This is a genomic window from Allobosea sp., from assembly GCF_048595345.1.
Taxonomy (GTDB): domain Bacteria; phylum Pseudomonadota; class Alphaproteobacteria; order Rhizobiales; family Beijerinckiaceae; genus Allobosea.
Genome location: NZ_JBMDWH010000199.1, coordinates 1 through 15847, shown reverse-complemented (window position 1 = coordinate 15847; position 15847 = coordinate 1). Strand labels below are relative to the sequence as shown.

Below are 15847 nucleotides of genomic sequence, written 5' to 3'. Positions count from 1 at the left end.
TGGTGGAGCTGAGGGGATTCGAACCCCTGACCTCTGCAGTGCGATTGCAGCGCTCTCCCATCTGAGCTACAGCCCCAAGGCGCTGGCCTTCTAGGCTCTGCGTCGTATGGATGTCAATCGGGTCCGTCGTTCTTTCGGTGGGCTCGTCGATATTCCATGGCTCGACCGACCGGCCTGATGAGGAAGACCGATGCGTTCCGTACTCGACGTGGTTCTGCTCGCCCTGCAGATCTATGTGTGGATCCTGATCGCCTCGGCGGTGCTGAGCTGGCTGATCGCGTTCAACGTCATCAACACCCGCAACCAGTTCGTCGCGACCATCTGGGACATGATCTACCGGCTGACGGAGCCTGTCCTGCGGCCGATCCGCGAGCGCCTGCCCAATCTGGGCGGCATCGACATCTCGCCGATCATCCTGCTGCTGATCATCTATTTCATCCAGAGCGTGATCATCCGCTACATCTATCCCAACGTCTTCTGACCGCGCTGCCCTGCACGCAGAGCGCACCCGGCCGCATCCGCATGCGGTCGACCGGCGCGGCGCGGGGATGCAAGGATGGCCTCCGGAACGCTCCGGAGACCGCATGATGGCCGCGCCAGCCCAGCCCTACACGCCCGCACCCTACCGCACCCAGAACTGGACGCTGACCAAGCCCGCCGCGCGCGGGCGGCACGGCATCGTCGTCTCCCAGAGCCGCGAGGCGGCGCAGGCCGGCGCCGCGATCCTCGAGCAGGGCGGCAACGCCGCCGATGCGGCCGTCGCCGCCTGCTTCGCGCTCGCGGCGGTCGAGCCCTGGAACAGCGGCCTCGGCGGCATCGGCTTCGCGGTCGTGTTGAAAGCGGGCGAAAGCACCGCTCAGGTCGTCGATTTCGGCCCCGTCGCCCCCCGCCGGGTCGACCCGGCCGCCTACCCCCTCACCGGCGCCATGAAGAAGGACCTCTTCACCTGGCCGGAGGTGGTCGGCGACGTGAACATTCACGGGCCCCTCTCCTTCGTCACACCGTCTTCCGTCGCCGGGTATGCGAAGCTGAAGGAGGCTTTCGGCAGCGCGCTCCCGATCGCCGACATCCTGGCCCCCGCCATCGCCCTCGCCCGGCGCGGCCTGCCGGCCGACTGGTACACCACGCTGAAGATCGCCTCCTCGGCGGCGGTGCTGCGGCTCTATGCCGAGAGCGCGCGGATCTATCTGCCCAACGGCCTGCCGCCCGTCCCGCCCTATCAGGGATCGCCCGGCTTCATGACGCTGGGAGAATTGCCGCAGACGCTGGAGCGGCTGGCTGAGGCCGGGCTCGGCGACTTCTATCGCGGCGAAATCGCGGGCCGGCTCGTCGCCGATATCGCCGCGGCCGGCGGCGTCGTCGATGCGCAGGACCTCGCCGATTGCACCGCCGAAATCCGGCCCGCCCCGACCATCGACTGGCGCGGCACCCATCTCGTCCACACAGCCGGTGGGCTCACCGCCGCCCCGACCCTGGCCGACGTCGTCGCCGGAATGGCCGACGCGCCGCTCGGCGGCGATCAGCCCACGCCCGCCTGGTATGCGCAGCTCTCCCGCGTGATGCGGCAGGCTTATCGCGACCGCCTCGAAGGGCTCGGAGCCGCCACGGTCGCGAAGGAAGCGGGCGACACCTGCACAACCCATCTCACCGTGGTGGATGGAGAGGGCAATCTCGTGGCGGTGACGACCACCCTGCTGTCCTCGATGGGCAGCCGGGTCGTGCTGCCCTCCACCGGCGTGCTGATGAACAACGGCATGATGTGGTTCGATCCGCGCCCCGGCAGCGCCAATGCGATCGCCCCGGGCGCGCGCCCGCTCTGCAACATGTGCCCCGTGGTGGTGACGCCGAAGGACGGCAGCTGGCCGCGCCTGGCCGTGGGCTCCTCGGGCGGGCGGCGCATCCTCGCCAGCGTCTACCAGACCCTCGCCTGGCAGCTCGATTTCGGCATGGATACGGAAACGACCGCGCGTCATCCGCGCATCGACGTTTCGGGGCCGGATTCGACGAGCGCCGACATGACGCTGCCGCAGGAGACGCTCGCCGCCCTGGCCGAAGCGGGCCCGACGACGCTGGTCGAGCATTCGGCCTTGCCGATCAACTTCGCCTGCCCGAACTTCATCCGCGTCGATCGCGAGGGCGCGCAGGGGTCGAGCGATGCCGCATCGCCCTGGTCGGCGGCGGTGGCGGCGACGCGCTGAAAACGGCGAAGGCCGGCGCGTCTCCGAGCCGGCCTTCGATCACGTCCCATGGCAGGGAGAGGCGGGGGCTCTCCCGAGGCCTCAACCCCGCTTGACGCCCCAGGGATAAGGCGCGGTGCCCGGCAGCACGCCGGTCAGACTCTTGCGATACGCCGTGCGGCTGAGGAACTGGCCGAGCGGGATCGTCGCGACCTCGGTCAAGGCGAGGCGGTTGAGCTCCTTGGCCTTCTCCTTCTGCGTCGCCTCGTCGGGCGCGTAGAGCCAGGCCTCGGCGAGTTCCTCGGCCTTGTCGCTCTTCCACCAGCCGAACCAGCCCTTTTCGCCCTGCCCGCGAATAATGCTCGACTGGGCCGGATCGCCCCAGCTGATCGCCGAGCCGGTGGTGTGGAACATGCTCCACCCGCCTTTTTCGACCGGCTCGCGGCTGCTGCGGCGCTGCACCACCGTGCCCCAATCGCTCGCCGCCATCTCGACATTCATGCCGAGCTGCTTGAGCAGCTCGAAGGTCACCTCGCCGAGCGGGCCGATATCCGGGAAGTCGGTCGGGTTGATGATGACGACCTTTTCGCCGTTATAGCCAGACTCCTTCAGCGCCGCTTTCGCCTTCTCGAGGCTTTGCGGCATCAGGTCTTCCGCCTCGCCGGCATAATAGGGTGTGCCGCGGAACCAGAGGCTGCGGCAGGTCTGCCAGAGCGAGGTATCGTCGCCCTGGGTAGCCCGCATATAGTCCTCCTGCTTCACGGCCATGCGCACCGCCGCCCGCACCTTCGGGTTGTTGAACGGCGGATGCAGATGGTTGAGGCGCATGATCGCGCCGCGCCCGGCCTTGTCGATCACCTCCTGCCTGATGTCGGGGCTGCTGGCGAGCATCGGCTGCAGATCGGCCAGTGGGCGCTCCCACCAGTCGATCTCGCCGCGCGTGAGCGCCGCCGCGGCCGTCGCCGGATCCGGCAGGATCGTCCATTCGATCCGCTTGAAATGCGCGACCTTGCCGCCGGCATTGCGGCTGGGCGGTTCGCTGCGGGGCTTGTAGCCGTCGAATTTCTCATAGGCGACGCGGCTGCCCGAGACATAATCGGCCGCCACGAATTTGTAGGGGCCAGAGCCGATCATCTCGGAGACCTGCGTGTTGGCGTCGGTCTTGGCCAGGCGCTCCGGCATGATGACGGGCGGCTGGTCGGTCTTGGCCAGGCACTCCAGCAGCCGCGGGAACGGCCGTTTCAGCTTGATCTCGATCGTGCGGTCATCGGCAGCGCCGAAGCTCTCTGCTGCCCTGCCCAAGAGCTGCCCATAGGCATCGCGCTGCGTCCAGCGCTTGAGGCTCGCGGCGCAGTCGGCCGCCTTCACGGGCGACCCGTCATGGAACATCAGGCCATCGCGCAGCGTGATGCGCCAGAGCAAGCCGTCAGCGGAGACCTGATGGCCCTCCGCCATCTGCGGCTGCGGCTTGAGGTTCTCGTCCGCGCCGTAGAGCATGTCGAAAATGTAATAGGCGTGGTTGTTGGTCACGGTCGCGGTGGTCCAGATCGGATCGAGCGCCGAGAGATTGGCCTGGGGCGCGAACTTCATCAGCGTCGCGGACGCCTGTTGCGCCAAGGCGGTCTGCGCCAGGAAGGGGCCCGCGGCACCGAGAGCGGCGGTCCCCAGCAAAAACTCACGACGTTTCATTGACGCTATCCCCTTGTCGTTGGCTTGGCCGATGCACCGGTTCGCAACCGCATCGGTTAGTCGAAACCCAGGAAATTCGGGCTTTCGCTGATGGGCCGCGCCTTCATCAGGGCGGCGATGTCCGGCACGGGCCGGGCGGTGAGCGTATCGCCCGCCAGCGCGGCCTCCAGCGCCGCCGCGACCGCCAGCACCTTGGCGTCGCCGCCGCGGGGGCCGACGATCTGCAACCCGAACGGCATGCCGTTGCGGTCGCGCCCGACCGGCAGCGAAATCGCCGGATGCCCGACGATGGTGACCGCATAGGCCATGGCGAGCCAGTGAAAATAGGTCCGCGTCGGCTTGCCGTCGATCTGCGAGGGGAAGAGTTCGGTCCAGGGCCGAGGGCTCAGCGTGATCGCGGGGGCGAGGATCACGTCGTAATCCTCGAAGAAATGCTGCCAGCGCTGGTAGATCGCCGTCTGCTGCTTCATCGCGCGCGTCACGTCCAGCGCCGAATAGGTCAGCCCCTCCTCGACATTGGCGCGCACGTTAGGGCCGACCTGGTCCGGCGTCTCGCGCACCTTGTCGAGATGGCTCGCCAGGAAGCCGACCGCGCGCAGGATTTCGAAGACCTCGTCGGTGCCGGAGCAATCCGGCGTCGCCTCCTCGGCGGCGTGGAAGAGATGGGCGAAGGCGCCGACCTTCTCGGAGAAGGCCTCGCGCACCAGCTTCTCTGTCGGCGCGAAGCCGAAATCCGGGGTGATCGCGACCTTCAGCGACGCCAGATCGACATGGTCCGGTCTCGCGAAATCCTCCGGCCGGCGCACCGTGCGGCCGTGAATCGTGGTCGCCAGCGGGTCGCAAGCGTCGTCCGAGACCATGGTCGACAGCAGCAGGCACAGATCCGGCACGTTGCGCGCCATCGGCCCCAGCACCGAAAGCGGGTACCAACCGAGCGCGCGCTTGTCGCTCGGCACGAGCCCCGGAGACGGCCGGAAACCGACGATGCCGTTGAAGGCGGCGGGATTGCGCAGAGAGCCGCCGGTATCGGAGCCCGTCGCCAGCGGCACCATATTGGTCGCCAGCACCACGCCCGAACCGCCGGAGGAGCCGGCCGCGCTCCTGCTCGGATCGAAGGGATTGCCGGTCACGCCATAGACCGCATTGCGGGTGTTGGCCCCGGCACCCCATTCGGGCGTGTTGGTCTTGCCGGCGATGATCGCGCCGGCCTGGCGCACGCTGGCGACGATCAGCTGGTCGGCCTTCGGCACATGGTCGCGATAGAGCGGGCTGCCATAGGTGGTGCGAAGCCCCGCGACATCCTCCAGATCCTTCACGCCGACCGGCAGGCCGTGCAGCGCGCCCAGGCCCCCGCCCCGCGCCGTCGCCTCGTCGGCAGCCGCGGCGGCCTTGCGCGCCGCCTCGTCGTCCCGCGCCACCATCGCGTTGACGGCCGGATCGACCGCATCCATCCGCCGGATGCAGCTGTCCAGCAATTCGCGGGCGGAGAGCTTTTTGGCGCCGATCAGGGCACGGGCGGCCAGAGCGGTGAGATCGCAGGGTTCGGTCAAGGCATCGCTCTCCATTGCGCCGGCGCCCCAGCAAGGGTTATGCCGGGCGTCGAAGCGAAGCCTAGGAAAAAGGCAGGCATGATGTCCATGACCGCGGGGCGCATGGCCGATGCCCGGAGCCGGAAAGGCCGGTGACGATGGCCGCGGAACCCTTCTGGCGCGAGACGCGCGACGGCCTCCAGATCGCCGTGAGACTGACCCCGCGCGGCGGGCGCGATGCCCTGGACGGGGTCGAGACCCTGGCGGACGGGCGCCGCGTCCTCAAGGCGCGGGTGCGCGCCGCCCCGACCGAGGGCGAGGCGAACGACGCGCTGATCCGGCTGCTGGCGCAGGCGCTGGGCCTGTCGCGCTCGCGTCTGAGCATCGTCTCGGGCGCCACGGCGCGGCTGAAGACCGTGGCCGTCGAGGGCGCGCCCGAGGCGCTCGCCACCGCCGCCGCGCACCTCGCCGCGTCTTGACGGGCTCTGCGATTTCCTGTTTCCACACCGCATGGACAGCGAAGCTCGCAAGTTTCCCCCGCGGCTCTCGGAAGGGTATCGCTCCTTTCTCGACGATCGCTTCATCCGCGAGAAGGACCGCTACGAGGAGCTCGGGGAAAACGGTCAGACGCCCAAGATCATGCTGATCGGCTGCTGCGACTCGCGCGTGTCGCCCGAAGTGATCTTCGATGCGCGGCCGGGCGAGATGTTCGTGGCCCGCAACATCGCCAATCTGGTGCCGCCCTACCAGCCGGACGACCAGCTCCATGGCACCTCGGCCGCGCTCGAATATGCCGTGCAGGCGCTGAGGGTCGAGCACATCGTCGTCCTCGGCCATGGCCGCTGTGGCGGCATCCGCGCCTTCGCCGACGACGCCCAGGCCGCCCTTTCGCCGGGCGACTTCATCGGCAAATGGATCACGCTGATCGGCCCCGCCGCCGAGCGGACCGGCGGACGCGGCCGCCATGAGAGCTTCGACGATTATCTCGCAAGATTGGAGCTGGCGTCGATCCAGCAGTCGATCGAGAATCTGCGCACCTTCCCCTGCGTGAAGATCCTCGAGGAGAAGGGGCGCCTCCAGCTCCACGGTGCCTTCTTCGCCGTCCATACCGGCGTGCTGATGATCCTCGATTCCGCCACCGGCCAGTTCATCCCGGCCGTCGGCGAAATGCCCAAGCGCGTCCAGCAGATCCGCTGCGTCGAGGGCTGACGACCGTCACTCGCCATCCGAAAGCGGATGCAGATCCCTCACCATCGCCTTCAGGCGCTCATCGAGCACATGGGTGTAGATCTGCGTGGTCGCGATATCGGCATGGCCGAGCAGTTCCTGCACGACACGAAGATCGGCGCCGTTCTGCAGCAGATGGCTGGCGAAGGCATGGCGCAGCACATGCGGGCTGAGCGCCGGCGCCGAAAGGCCCGCGGTGCCGCCGAGGGTTTTGAGATCGCGGGCAAAGGCCTGCCGCGTCAGATGCCCGCTTTCGCCATCGGACGGGAAGAGCCAGCGGCTATGCGCCTGCCCCGCCTCGCGCAGCCCCGCCAGCCAGTCACGCGCCGCTGCGCGGGCGGGCTCGTTGAGCGGCACCAGCCGCTCCTTCTCGCCCTTGCCGCGCACGATCAGGAAGCGCTCGCGCGTCGTCGCCGCCGAGAGGGGCAGCGCGATCAGCTCGGAGACGCGCAGACCCGTCGCATAGAGCATCTCGACGAGGCAGCGCATCCGCAGCGCCTTCAGCCGGGCGGCAGGCTTGGCGTCCGGCTGGTCGCAGGCTTGGCGGGCCACCGCCAGCAGCCGATCGACATCCGCGACCGAGATCACCTTGGGCAGGGGCCGGCCGAGCCGCGGCCCCTCGATCGCGGCCGAAGGATCGTTGGCGGATAACCCTTCGGTATAGAGAAACCGGTGGAACTGCCGCACCGCCGAGAGCCGCCGCGCCGCCGAAGACGCCTTCAGCCCGCGTTTGGCGATATCCGCGAGCCAGTCGCGGATGGTGCCGGGCGTCGCGTCATCGAGCGGCGTGGTTCCGAGGAATTCCAGGTAGTCGTCGATGTCGCGCTCATAGGCCTCGAGCGTGTTACGCGCCGCGCCGCGCTCGGCCGCCAGCATGTCCAGAAAGGCAGCGAGACGCTGCCGCGCCGGCCGGCTCATTTCGGCTGGAGCCGGGCTGGCGGCACGATCTCGATCATCTCGCGCTGCTCCGGCTTCACGAAGGCGACGACCGCCACCATCGCGCCGATGACCAGTCCGGCGAGCACGCCAATGACGAGGAGGAAGCGAAAGAGCGTCGGCACGTCGGGCAAGGGTCCCCTGCCGCGGCGAAAGAGGCGGCATCCACTCCTTATCCCGGCGCGCAGGCCCGCAGGCAAGGCCCAACTCCCGGCGCGCGGGCAAGGACCAGGACGGTGACGAAAGCATGACGGGAGGGAATGCGCATGCTACATGCCCCGCAAAACACGAACCTATCCATGAACGCCGCCCCGCTTCTCCCTCCGGAACGACCTCAGCTTCGCGCCGCGCTCGGCACGCGCACCCTCGTGCTCGTGGGGATGATGGGTTCGGGCAAGAGCTCGGTGGGCCGCCGGCTCGCCATGCGGCTGGGCCTGAATTTCGTCGATGCCGATGTCGAGATCGAAACCGCCGCGCGCATGACGATCCCCGAGATCTTCGAGCAGCGGGGAGAGGCCGAGTTCCGGCAGGGGGAGCGCCGCGTCATCAGCCGGATCCTCGACAGCCGCACCCCGCTGGTGCTGGCGACCGGCGGCGGGGCCTTCATGCATCCGGAAACCCGGCAGCGCGTGCAGGAGCGCGGCATTTCGATCTGGCTGAAGGCCGATCCCGACGTGCTGATGAAGCGCGTGCGCCGCAACGCCAGGCGCCCGCTGCTGCAGACGGCCGACCCGGAAGGAACGCTGCGCGCCTTGCTGGCGCAGCGCGAGCCGGTCTATGCGCTCGCCGATCTGACGGTCCGCTCGCGCGAAGTGCCGCATGATGCCGTCGTCGACGACATTTTTACCGCGCTCGAAAGTCATCTCGGCCTGACCGGCCGCCCGGAGTAGCGCCATGAGCATCGCCGATCTCCTGCCTGCCGAGGCGCCCCTCGTCGTTCCGGTCGCGCTGGAAGGTCGCCGCTACGACATCCATATCGGCCGCGACGGGCTCGGTCGCGCCGGCGCCCTGATCGCGGGCATCGCCCCCGGCGCGCGAGCCGCGATCGTGACCGACGAGACGGTGGCCGGGCTCCATGCCGCACGGCTCGAAGCGGGCCTCGCCCAATACGGCATCGCCGCGACACGCATCACCATTCCGCCCGGCGAGGCCTCCAAATCCTACGCCCGCTTCGCCGAGGTCTGCGATGCGCTGCTGGCCGCGAAGATCGAGCGCAGCGATCTCGTCATCGCCTTCGGCGGCGGTGTGGTCGGCGATCTCGCCGGCTTCGCGGCATCCGTCCTGCGCCGCGGCGTCCGCTTCGTGCAGCTCCCCACCAGCCTGCTCGCCCAGGTCGATTCCTCGGTCGGCGGCAAGACAGGGATCAACTCCTCGCATGGCAAGAACCTGATCGGCGCCTTCCACCAGCCCAGCCTCGTCATCGCCGACACCGCCCTGCTCGACACGCTCAGCGAACGCGAGTTCAAGGCCGGCTATGCCGAGGTGGTGAAATACGGCTTGATCGACGACCCCGCCTTCTTCGACTGGTGCGAGGCGAACTGGCACCGCGTCATCGCGGGAGGCCCCGAGCGCGACCATGCGGTGGCGGTCTCCTGCCGGGCCAAGGCGGCGATCGTGGCGCGCGACGAGCGCGAGGAGGGCGACCGCGCCCTGCTCAATCTCGGCCACACTTTCGCCCATGCGCTGGAGCGACTGACCGGCTATGATTCCGCCCGTCTCGTCCATGGCGAGGCCGTGGCGATCGGCCTTGCGCTGGCCTTCCGCTTTTCGCAGCGCCTCGGCCTCTGCCCGGGGCAGGACGCGCTGCGGGTCGCGCGCCATCTCGACCATGTCGGCCTGCCCTCGCGCCTGCAGCAGGTGCCGGGCGGCACAGGCAGCGCGCAGGAGATCGTCGCGGCCATGGCGCAGGACAAGAAGGTCAAGCGCGGCGCGCTGACCTTCATCCTGGCGCGGGGCATCGGCCAGAGCTTCATCGCGCCCGGCGTGGCCGCAGACGACGTGCTGGCCTTCGTCACGGACGAGCTGAAGGGCTGAAGCGAAGCCCTCAGGGGCTGAACACCAGCACCAGGAAGACGAAGAACACCGAAAGATGCACCGCCCCCTCCATCATGGTGGTGCGTGTGCCGGTGAAGGTCAGCGTCGACAGTAGCAGGGTCATCGCCAGGATGACCATATTGGTGTTGGAGAGGCCGAGCACCACCGGCTGGCCGGTGAAGAGGCCGATCGCCAGGACGGCCGGAACCGTGAGACCCAGTGTCGAGGCCGATGCGCCCAGGCAAAGATTGATCGCCCTCTGCAACTGATTGGCCGTGATCGCCCGCAGCGCGGCGATACACTCCGGCGTAAACACCACCATCGCGATCAGGATGCCGCCGAGCGCCGGCGGCGCGCCAAGGCGCGCAATGCCGAAATCGAGCACCACGGCGAGGCTCTTCGCCAGGATGACGATCGGCAGAATATTGGCCAGCAGCAGGACCACGGCGAATGTCACCGAGCCGCTTGCCGGCTTGAGCGCATCCCTTGCGGGGTCCGGCTCGGTCACCCGGGGCTCGGGCTTTCTTTCGGCCTCCGGCTCCTGGAAGAAGGCACGATGGCGCCCGGTCTGGAGGGCGAGGAACACGCCATACAGCGCCAGAGTGAAGATCGAGAAGGCGATCGCCTGAACGGTGTTGAGCGTGCCGTCACTGGTGGAGGTCGTGAAATTGGGCAGGATCAGCGCGATGACCGTCAAGGGGATGATCACCGCCAGATAGGAGGTCGCCCCCTTGAGATTATAGCGCTGCGAGAAGTGACGCAGGCCGCCGAGCAGCAGGCCGATGCCGACCACGCCGTTGAGGACGATCATCAGCACCGCGAACATCGTATCGCGCCCCAAGGTCGGCGCGCCCTTGGCACCGAGCATCACGGCCGAGATCAGCGCCACCTCGATGATCACGATCGAAAGCGTCAGGATGAGCGTGCCATAGGGCTCGCCGAGACGGTGCGCCAGCTCCTCAGCCTCGTGGACCACGCCGAAAGCCGCCCAGACGATGACGCCGAGCAGCCAGGCGAAGACCAGCAGCGACGGCAGCGGCGCGCCCAGCTGGCTGAGCAGCGTGTCGCCGAAGAGCAGGAAGGCGGCAACGGAAGCCCAGGCGCAGGCGAGGCGAAGGATCATCATCGGGCGTAGAAATTCCTGATACGGCTAATAAATGCGGACATGGCAAAGCAGGCCGTCCGCGACGGCCTGCCTTCATCAACCTGCCCCCAGCATGGTGGTTCCGTGCCCGGAAATCACCGCTTGTTGTAGCGGTCGAGCACAGCGGCACCTTCGGGACCGGCTTTCTTTCGCCACTCATCCACCACCGGTGCCGCGGCCTGGGAGAGAATATGTGCCATCGCCGGCGAAATCTTCGTCTGGATCGCGACTTTGTTGACCCGCATGCGGGCGTAATTCTCGTCGAGCCGCGTCCGGATCGCGGTCCATTGACGTTGCTCGGTGGCCACCGCCGCGTCGTCAATGATCTTGCGCAGATCGGCCGGGAGGGCCTCGTAGGCGGCCAGATTGACGGTCGCGATCGAGATCGGGAAGACATAGTTGATCTCGGCGAAATTAGGCAGGAAGTCCCAGAGATTTCGTCCGGCACCGCCATCGCCCGAAGACAAGACGGCTGTGACCGAGCCGTCCTTCACCTTCGGCATAGCGTCGGCGAAAGAGAGATTGCTCGCCTTGGCCCCGGCCGCGTTCATGACGGCCGTCGATGTCGCGTCATAGGTGCGGATCGACAGTCCCGTCAGGGCCTCCGGACCGACCAGCGCATCCTTCGACCAGATGCCGGAGGCCGGCCAGGGCGTGGTGTAGAGGATCTTCTGGCCGAACTGAGCGAGTTTGCGGTCATAGGCCGGCCGGGCGAGATCGGTCAGGCGGCGCGCATCGTCGATCGAGGCCGTCAGGAACGGCAGGGATGACAGGGCGAACAGCGGATCGACCGGAGAGAGGGCACCGACGAAGGCATCGCCTGCCGCGACATCGCCCTTCTGCACGGCCGCGATCATGGCGGCCGACTTGATGCCGCGCGAGGCGTCGTAGCTGGGCTTGATCATGAGGCGCCCGCCCGATGCCTCGTTGACCAGTTTCGAGAAGGTCTCGACGCCTTCGCCGGGGATCGCGGTAGCGGGGTATTCGGTCGGCATTTCCCACACCGTCTGCGCGACCGCTGGAAGTGTCGCGGAAACGGCGAACGCCGCGATCGCCAGTGCCGAAATGAAAGCGCGCATGATAATTGTCTCCAGAAGCCGCACCGACGATAGCGACGGCCGCATGCGGCAGCCATGCAAGTTCCGGACAAGCGGCTGGTCGGCCGCGCCTAAATCAAGGAGACGCGATCTTCGCGGCGAGAGGGCTTGCTGCGCTCTCCGGCAGGGAGACGGCCGGGCTTGTCGGTCACCAGATATTGCGCTCGCGCCAGTGCCGCGAAGCGTCCGCCCTTGGCGACGAGCTCGTCGAAGGAGCCCATCTCCTCGACCTGCCCCTGCTCGAAGACGAGGATGCGATCGGCGTTGCGGATGGTCGCGAGCCGATGGGCGATGACGAAGGTGGTGCGGCCCTTCATCACCTCCTCGAGCGCCTTCTGCAGCTTGACCTCGGTGGAGGCGTCGAGCGCGGAAGTGGCCTCGTCCAGGATCAGGATCGGCGGGTTCTTCAGCAGCGCCCGCGCGATCGAGAGGCGCTGGCGCTCGCCGCCTGAAAGCGTGCGGCCACGCTCGCCGACCAGCGTGTCGAGCCCATCCGGCTGGCGCGCCATCACCTCGGTGGCCTGCGCCCGGTCGAGCGCCTCCATCATCTCCTCGTCGGTCGCGTCTGGCTTGCCGACCGAGAGATTTTCGCGGATGGAGCGGGCGAACAGCATCGGCTCCTGGAAGACGACACCGATATTGCGCCTGAGCGAGAGCAGCGAAATCTCGCGAATGTCGCGGCCGTCGATGACGATCCGCCCCGATTGCGGGTCGAAGGCGCGGTGCAGCAGGCCCAGCGTCGTCGATTTGCCCGAGCCGGTGGAGCCGACCACGGCGATGGTCTCGCCCGGCTGGACGGAGAAGCTGACGTCCCTCACCGCCGAGCGCTTGCCGTCATAGGAGAAGGAGACGTCCTCGAAGGCGACGGCGCCTTCGAGCCGCCCGGCATCGGGCGCGTCCGCCGGGTCGCGCACGCTGGGCAGCGTGTCCAGCACCTCGAAGAATTCCCGCATCTTCGGCGCCTGCATGAAGATGAAGTTGATGAAGGCGACGATCTGCTCCAGCCGGCCGACCAGCATGGTGGCGAAGCCCATGAAGGTGACGATCTCGCCCACCGTGGTCTGGCCATGCATCAGCAGCCAGGTACCGACGACGAAGATGCACAGAACCGTCAGCGTCGCCGAAGCGCGCGTCGCCACCGTCGCGACCGCCCACCAGGACAGCACCGGCATCTGCGCCGCCAGCAGGCTCTCCATCGTCGAGCGCAGGCCGCGCACCTCCGCCTCGATGCGCGTGAAACTCTGGATCACCGGCACGTTGCCGAGCGCGTCGGAGGCCCGCTCGGCGAGGTTGGAATGATAGGTCTCGACATGGCGCTGCAGCCGGTCGGTCTTGCCGAGCACATAGGCGGTCAGCGAACCGAACAGTACGACGAGCCCGATCAGCAGCAGGCCGAGCTGCCAGTTCTTCCATAGGGTGAAGGGCAGCAGCACGAACAGCGCCACGATCGAGGCGCAGTGCTCGCGGAAGAAGGAGAGCCACAGCCCCCACATCGCATTGGTGCCGTCGAGCATCACCTTGAGCACGCGGCCGGAATGCGTCTGGGTGTGGTAGGCGAGCGGCAGCGTCAGCGCATGCTCGAAATAGCGCGCCATCACGCCCAGCCGGCTGCGATGGGCGAGCTTGTCGGCCTGCAGCGCGACGAAGACCCCGATGCCGATATTGGCGAGGCCGAAAGCGATCCATGCGAAGATCAGCAGGTTGATGGCGCTCCAGGTCAGCGCGCCCCCCGCGGCCTGGATCGTGGTCAGCCGGTCGATCAGCGCGCCGAACAGCATCGGCTCGGCGAAGGCGACGCCAGCCAGCAGAATATTGGCGAAAGCCAGGATCGCGCCGAGCCGCCGCTCGGGGCCGAGTTCGGACAGGACGCGGGCATAGAGCGAGAGCAGAGACATCGAGTCACAGCTTTAGCGGAATGCAGCCCCCCCGCAAGCGCGGCGAGGTCTTCCGAAGACAGGTGGCGTCGCCGCACGGCCGGTCATGGCCCGTTCGACAGCCCTGCGAGCGCCTCGGCCAGCGCCGCGTCCGTCACCTCCGTCATCGCCAGTTGCAGCTTGCAGGCCTGGGTTCTGGCGCCGGGGCGCATCACCAGGATCACCGTTTCGCTCCCGGGGCAGGCCGGATCGGCGCAGATGATCTCGTTCACGGCGACGCTCGCCTGCTCCGGCAAGGCGAGGAGGCGCCTCACCGCGCTCTTGATCCGCTCCGCCTGCGCCCTGGCGACGGCTTTGCCGTCGCCTCCACCGGCCGCCGCCTTGCCGAAGAGCGAGAGGCGCATCGCCGGTCAGCCCGCAGGCAGTGTCAGCACGCCGGCAGCGCCGTCCTCGGCGCCGAAGGCGAGGCGCTTGCCACCCTTGTCCCAGGCGAAAGCGGTGATGCCGCTGCCGCGCAAAGCCGGCCGCACCAGCAGTTCCGAGCCATCGGTGAGGCGCACCAGCAGGATGCAGCCATCGTCATAGCCGATGGCGAGAACCAGAGCCGCCGGATGGAAGGCGACGCGGGTGACGCGGGCATGGCGCACGCCGCATTCGCGCGGCGCCTTGCCCTGCGGGCCATCGCCCTGGAACGGCCAGACGATCGCCCCGTCCGCACCGCTCGAGGCGAGCCACAGCCCGTCATGCGACCAGGACAGCGAGCGTGGCTTGGCCGGATAGCCGGTCATGCGCATATGGCTCGGCTTCTCGCCGAGCTTCCAGCCATGCAGGGCGTTCTCCTGCATCGAGGTGACGACGAAACGCCCGTCCGGGGACCAGGCGGCGTCGAGATGGGAGCCCTTCCACTCCAGGAATTCCGGCTTGGCCTCGGTGTTCGGATACCAAAGCGAGACCCCGTTCATCTGGGCGATGGCGAGGCGATAGCCCTTGGGCGCGAAGACGAGGCCCTGCGGCGTGCTCGTCGTCTCGAGCGTGCGCACCCGCCCCTTTTCGTCGCGGGCCTGCACCGTCTTGCCGGTATTCCAGGCCAGGTTCCCGCCCGGCGACAGCGTGATGGCATCGATCCAGCGCCGCTTGGTATCCTTGGCGAGTTCTTCCGGAGCGCCCTCCATCCGGGTAGCGACGACGCGCCCGTCATCGCCGCCGGTGATCAGCCGCTCGCTATCGCCGGTGGCGCAGAGAATGCCGCCTGCATGCGCCTCCACGGTCTCGGTCGCCCCGTCGCGCCAGCGCAGAACCTGCCCTTCCGCCAGCCCGAGAACGAGCCCCTGCTTCAGCCAGCGTGCGGCGACGACATGCGCCCCGGCCTCGATCGGAACGACATGCTCGCGCAGCGAGACGGACGGGCTGGGTGCGGTGTTCATGGGCGGGGTCTAGCGCAGCTTGCTTTTCATGAAAACCGCGCCGTCACGCCGAGCGACCGAAGGGCGACCCGGGATCCATGCCGAAACGCTTTCGATGAAGGCTCGGGCACCGATCCCGGATCGGCGCTGCTCTCGCGGCTGGTCCGGGAGGACGGCGTGAGAAATCGCGATTCTCAGGCCGCGCAGGCCTCGAAACCCTGGCGCAGCTCGTTTTCGTTGAGCCCGCGGCCGATGAAGACGAGTCGGCTCTGGCGGCTCTCGCCCGGCTTCCAGTCCCGCTGCAGATCGCCGTCGAGGATCATGTGGACGCCCTGGAAGACGAAGCGCCGCGCCTCGCCCTTGAAGGCGAGAATGCCCTTCGAGCGCAGGATGTTGGGCCCCTGCAGCTGGGCGATGTCGTTGATCCAGGGCATGAACTTCTCGGGATCGACATCGCCCGGGATGGTCAGCGAGATCGAGCGCACATCCTCGGAATGATGGTGATGATGCCCTGATTCGAGGAAATCGGGCTCGATATCGAGAATGCGGTCGAGATCGAAGGCGTTGCGGTCCAGCAGCGCTGCGATGTCGACATCGCAGCGCTGCGCCTTCTGCAGCTTGGCATAGGGGTTGATCGCGCGGATCGCGCCCTCGACCTCGGCCAGCTCCTCGGCACTGACGAGGTCGGTCTTGTTGAGGATGATGACGTCGGCGAAGGCGATCTGGTTCTTGGCCTC

The 15847-nt window shown here is 67.9% G+C and carries 16 protein-coding genes and 1 tRNA gene; 6 read left to right on the top strand and 11 right to left on the bottom strand.

All coding sequences use genetic code 11. The features are described from left to right. A tRNA-Ala gene (locus tag ACOJTB_RS17455) sits at positions 1-76 on the bottom strand. A gap of 114 nt (positions 77-190) precedes the next feature. Between ACOJTB_RS17455 and ACOJTB_RS17450 the strand changes: the two genes are divergently transcribed. Together ACOJTB_RS17450 and ACOJTB_RS17445 are read left to right on the top strand one after the other, a co-directional pair. Then, positions 191-481, top strand: coding sequence for a YggT family protein (locus ACOJTB_RS17450; RefSeq protein ID WP_420103796.1), 291 nt, complete (start codon positions 191-193; stop codon positions 479-481). A gap of 106 nt (positions 482-587) precedes the next feature. After that, entirely contained in the window at positions 588-2198 is a 1611-nt protein-coding gene (locus ACOJTB_RS17445; RefSeq protein WP_420103795.1) for a gamma-glutamyltransferase, read from the top strand. Between the two features lie 81 nt (positions 2199-2279). Here the strand turns inward: ACOJTB_RS17445 and ACOJTB_RS17440 are convergent, their stop codons facing one another. Further along, a complete protein-coding gene (locus ACOJTB_RS17440) occupies positions 2280-3866 on the bottom strand; it encodes an ABC transporter substrate-binding protein (protein WP_420103794.1) in 1587 nt (528 codons plus the stop codon). A 56-nt stretch (positions 3867-3922) separates the two neighbouring features. After that, entirely contained in the window at positions 3923-5416 is a 1494-nt protein-coding gene (locus ACOJTB_RS17435; protein WP_420103793.1) for an amidase, read from the bottom strand. 137 nt (positions 5417-5553) lie between these two features. Here ACOJTB_RS17435 and ACOJTB_RS17430 point away from each other — a divergent pair, with 137 nt between their 5' ends. Further along, positions 5554-5874, top strand: a complete 321-nt coding sequence (locus ACOJTB_RS17430) for a DUF167 family protein (RefSeq protein WP_420103797.1) — start codon at positions 5554-5556, stop codon at positions 5872-5874. Positions 5875-5905: 31 nt separating this feature from the next. Next, positions 5906-6604 (top strand): carbonic anhydrase, encoded by a 699-nt coding sequence (locus tag ACOJTB_RS17425; RefSeq protein WP_420103792.1) that lies wholly within the window; start codon positions 5906-5908, stop codon positions 6602-6604. Positions 6605-6610: 6 nt separating this feature from the next. Here ACOJTB_RS17425 and ACOJTB_RS17420 read toward each other — a convergent pair whose 3' ends face one another. Beyond that, positions 6611-7540: a site-specific tyrosine recombinase XerD gene (locus ACOJTB_RS17420; RefSeq protein ID WP_420103791.1), complete on the bottom strand. Its 930-nt coding sequence runs from the start codon at positions 7538-7540 to the stop codon at positions 6611-6613. Further along, on the bottom strand, positions 7537-7683 hold the full coding sequence (locus ACOJTB_RS17415; RefSeq protein WP_420103790.1) for a histidine kinase: 147 nt from the start codon (positions 7681-7683) through the stop codon (positions 7537-7539). The genes ACOJTB_RS17420 and ACOJTB_RS17415 overlap by 4 nt, the downstream gene beginning before the upstream one ends. A gap of 174 nt (positions 7684-7857) precedes the next feature. On the opposite strand from ACOJTB_RS17415, the gene ACOJTB_RS17410 reads away from it, so the two are divergent. Both ACOJTB_RS17410 and aroB read left to right on the top strand, forming a co-directional pair. Next, complete coding sequence (locus ACOJTB_RS17410) at positions 7858-8448, top strand: shikimate kinase (protein ID WP_420103789.1); 591 nt, start codon at positions 7858-7860, stop codon at positions 8446-8448. Positions 8449-8452: 4 nt separating this feature from the next. Then, positions 8453-9592 carry a 3-dehydroquinate synthase gene (gene aroB, locus ACOJTB_RS17405; protein ID WP_420103788.1) on the top strand — a complete coding sequence of 380 codons (1140 nt, stop codon included), beginning with the start codon at positions 8453-8455 and terminating at the stop codon, positions 9590-9592. Between the two features lie 10 nt (positions 9593-9602). Here aroB and ACOJTB_RS17400 read toward each other — a convergent pair whose 3' ends face one another. The 6 genes from ACOJTB_RS17400 to ACOJTB_RS17375 all read right to left on the bottom strand — a co-directional run. After that, positions 9603-10718: a calcium:cation antiporter gene (locus ACOJTB_RS17400; RefSeq protein WP_420103787.1), complete on the bottom strand. Its 1116-nt coding sequence runs from the start codon at positions 10716-10718 to the stop codon at positions 9603-9605. Between the two features lie 113 nt (positions 10719-10831). Beyond that, the gene (locus tag ACOJTB_RS17395; protein WP_420103786.1) at positions 10832-11815 is read right to left on the bottom strand and encodes a TRAP transporter substrate-binding protein; all 984 of its coding nucleotides are present in this window, start codon (positions 11813-11815) and stop codon (positions 10832-10834) included. Between the two features lie 89 nt (positions 11816-11904). Continuing rightward, entirely contained in the window at positions 11905-13728 is a 1824-nt protein-coding gene (locus ACOJTB_RS17390) for a glucan ABC transporter ATP-binding protein/ permease (protein ID WP_420103785.1), read from the bottom strand. A gap of 83 nt (positions 13729-13811) precedes the next feature. Next, complete coding sequence (locus tag ACOJTB_RS17385; protein ID WP_420103784.1) at positions 13812-14111, bottom strand: hypothetical protein; 300 nt, start codon at positions 14109-14111, stop codon at positions 13812-13814. A 6-nt stretch (positions 14112-14117) separates the two neighbouring features. After that, positions 14118-15131, bottom strand: coding sequence for a WD40 repeat domain-containing protein (locus tag ACOJTB_RS17380; RefSeq protein WP_420103783.1), 1014 nt, complete (start codon positions 15129-15131; stop codon positions 14118-14120). 173 nt (positions 15132-15304) lie between these two features. Then, positions 15305-15847 (bottom strand): CobW family GTP-binding protein (locus tag ACOJTB_RS17375; protein WP_420103782.1); only part of this gene is annotated, 543 nt, incomplete at its 5' end.

Bases quoted from the DNA above. Each gene is read 5' to 3' on its own strand.
- ACOJTB_RS17420 (WP_420103791.1), bottom strand. From the start codon at position 7,540: ATGAGCCGGCCGGCGCGGCAGCGTCTCGCTGCCTTTCTGGACATGCTG.
- ACOJTB_RS17410 (WP_420103789.1), top strand. From the start codon at position 7,858: ATGAACGCCGCCCCGCTTCTCCCTCCGGAACGACCTCAGCTTCGCGCC.
- ACOJTB_RS17385 (WP_420103784.1), bottom strand. From the start codon at position 14,111: ATGCGCCTCTCGCTCTTCGGCAAGGCGGCGGCCGGTGGAGGCGACGGC.
- ACOJTB_RS17425 (WP_420103792.1), top strand. From the start codon at position 5,906: ATGGACAGCGAAGCTCGCAAGTTTCCCCCGCGGCTCTCGGAAGGGTAT.
- ACOJTB_RS17445 (WP_420103795.1), top strand. From the start codon at position 588: ATGGCCGCGCCAGCCCAGCCCTACACGCCCGCACCCTACCGCACCCAG.
- aroB (WP_420103788.1), top strand. From the start codon at position 8,453: ATGAGCATCGCCGATCTCCTGCCTGCCGAGGCGCCCCTCGTCGTTCCG.
- ACOJTB_RS17450 (WP_420103796.1), top strand. From the start codon at position 191: ATGCGTTCCGTACTCGACGTGGTTCTGCTCGCCCTGCAGATCTATGTG.
- ACOJTB_RS17440 (WP_420103794.1), bottom strand. From the start codon at position 3,866: ATGAAACGTCGTGAGTTTTTGCTGGGGACCGCCGCTCTCGGTGCCGCG.
- ACOJTB_RS17430 (WP_420103797.1), top strand. From the start codon at position 5,554: ATGGCCGCGGAACCCTTCTGGCGCGAGACGCGCGACGGCCTCCAGATC.
- ACOJTB_RS17380 (WP_420103783.1), bottom strand. From the start codon at position 15,131: ATGAACACCGCACCCAGCCCGTCCGTCTCGCTGCGCGAGCATGTCGTT.
- ACOJTB_RS17390 (WP_420103785.1), bottom strand. From the start codon at position 13,728: ATGTCTCTGCTCTCGCTCTATGCCCGCGTCCTGTCCGAACTCGGCCCC.
- ACOJTB_RS17400 (WP_420103787.1), bottom strand. From the start codon at position 10,718: ATGATGATCCTTCGCCTCGCCTGCGCCTGGGCTTCCGTTGCCGCCTTC.
- ACOJTB_RS17395 (WP_420103786.1), bottom strand. From the start codon at position 11,815: ATGCGCGCTTTCATTTCGGCACTGGCGATCGCGGCGTTCGCCGTTTCC.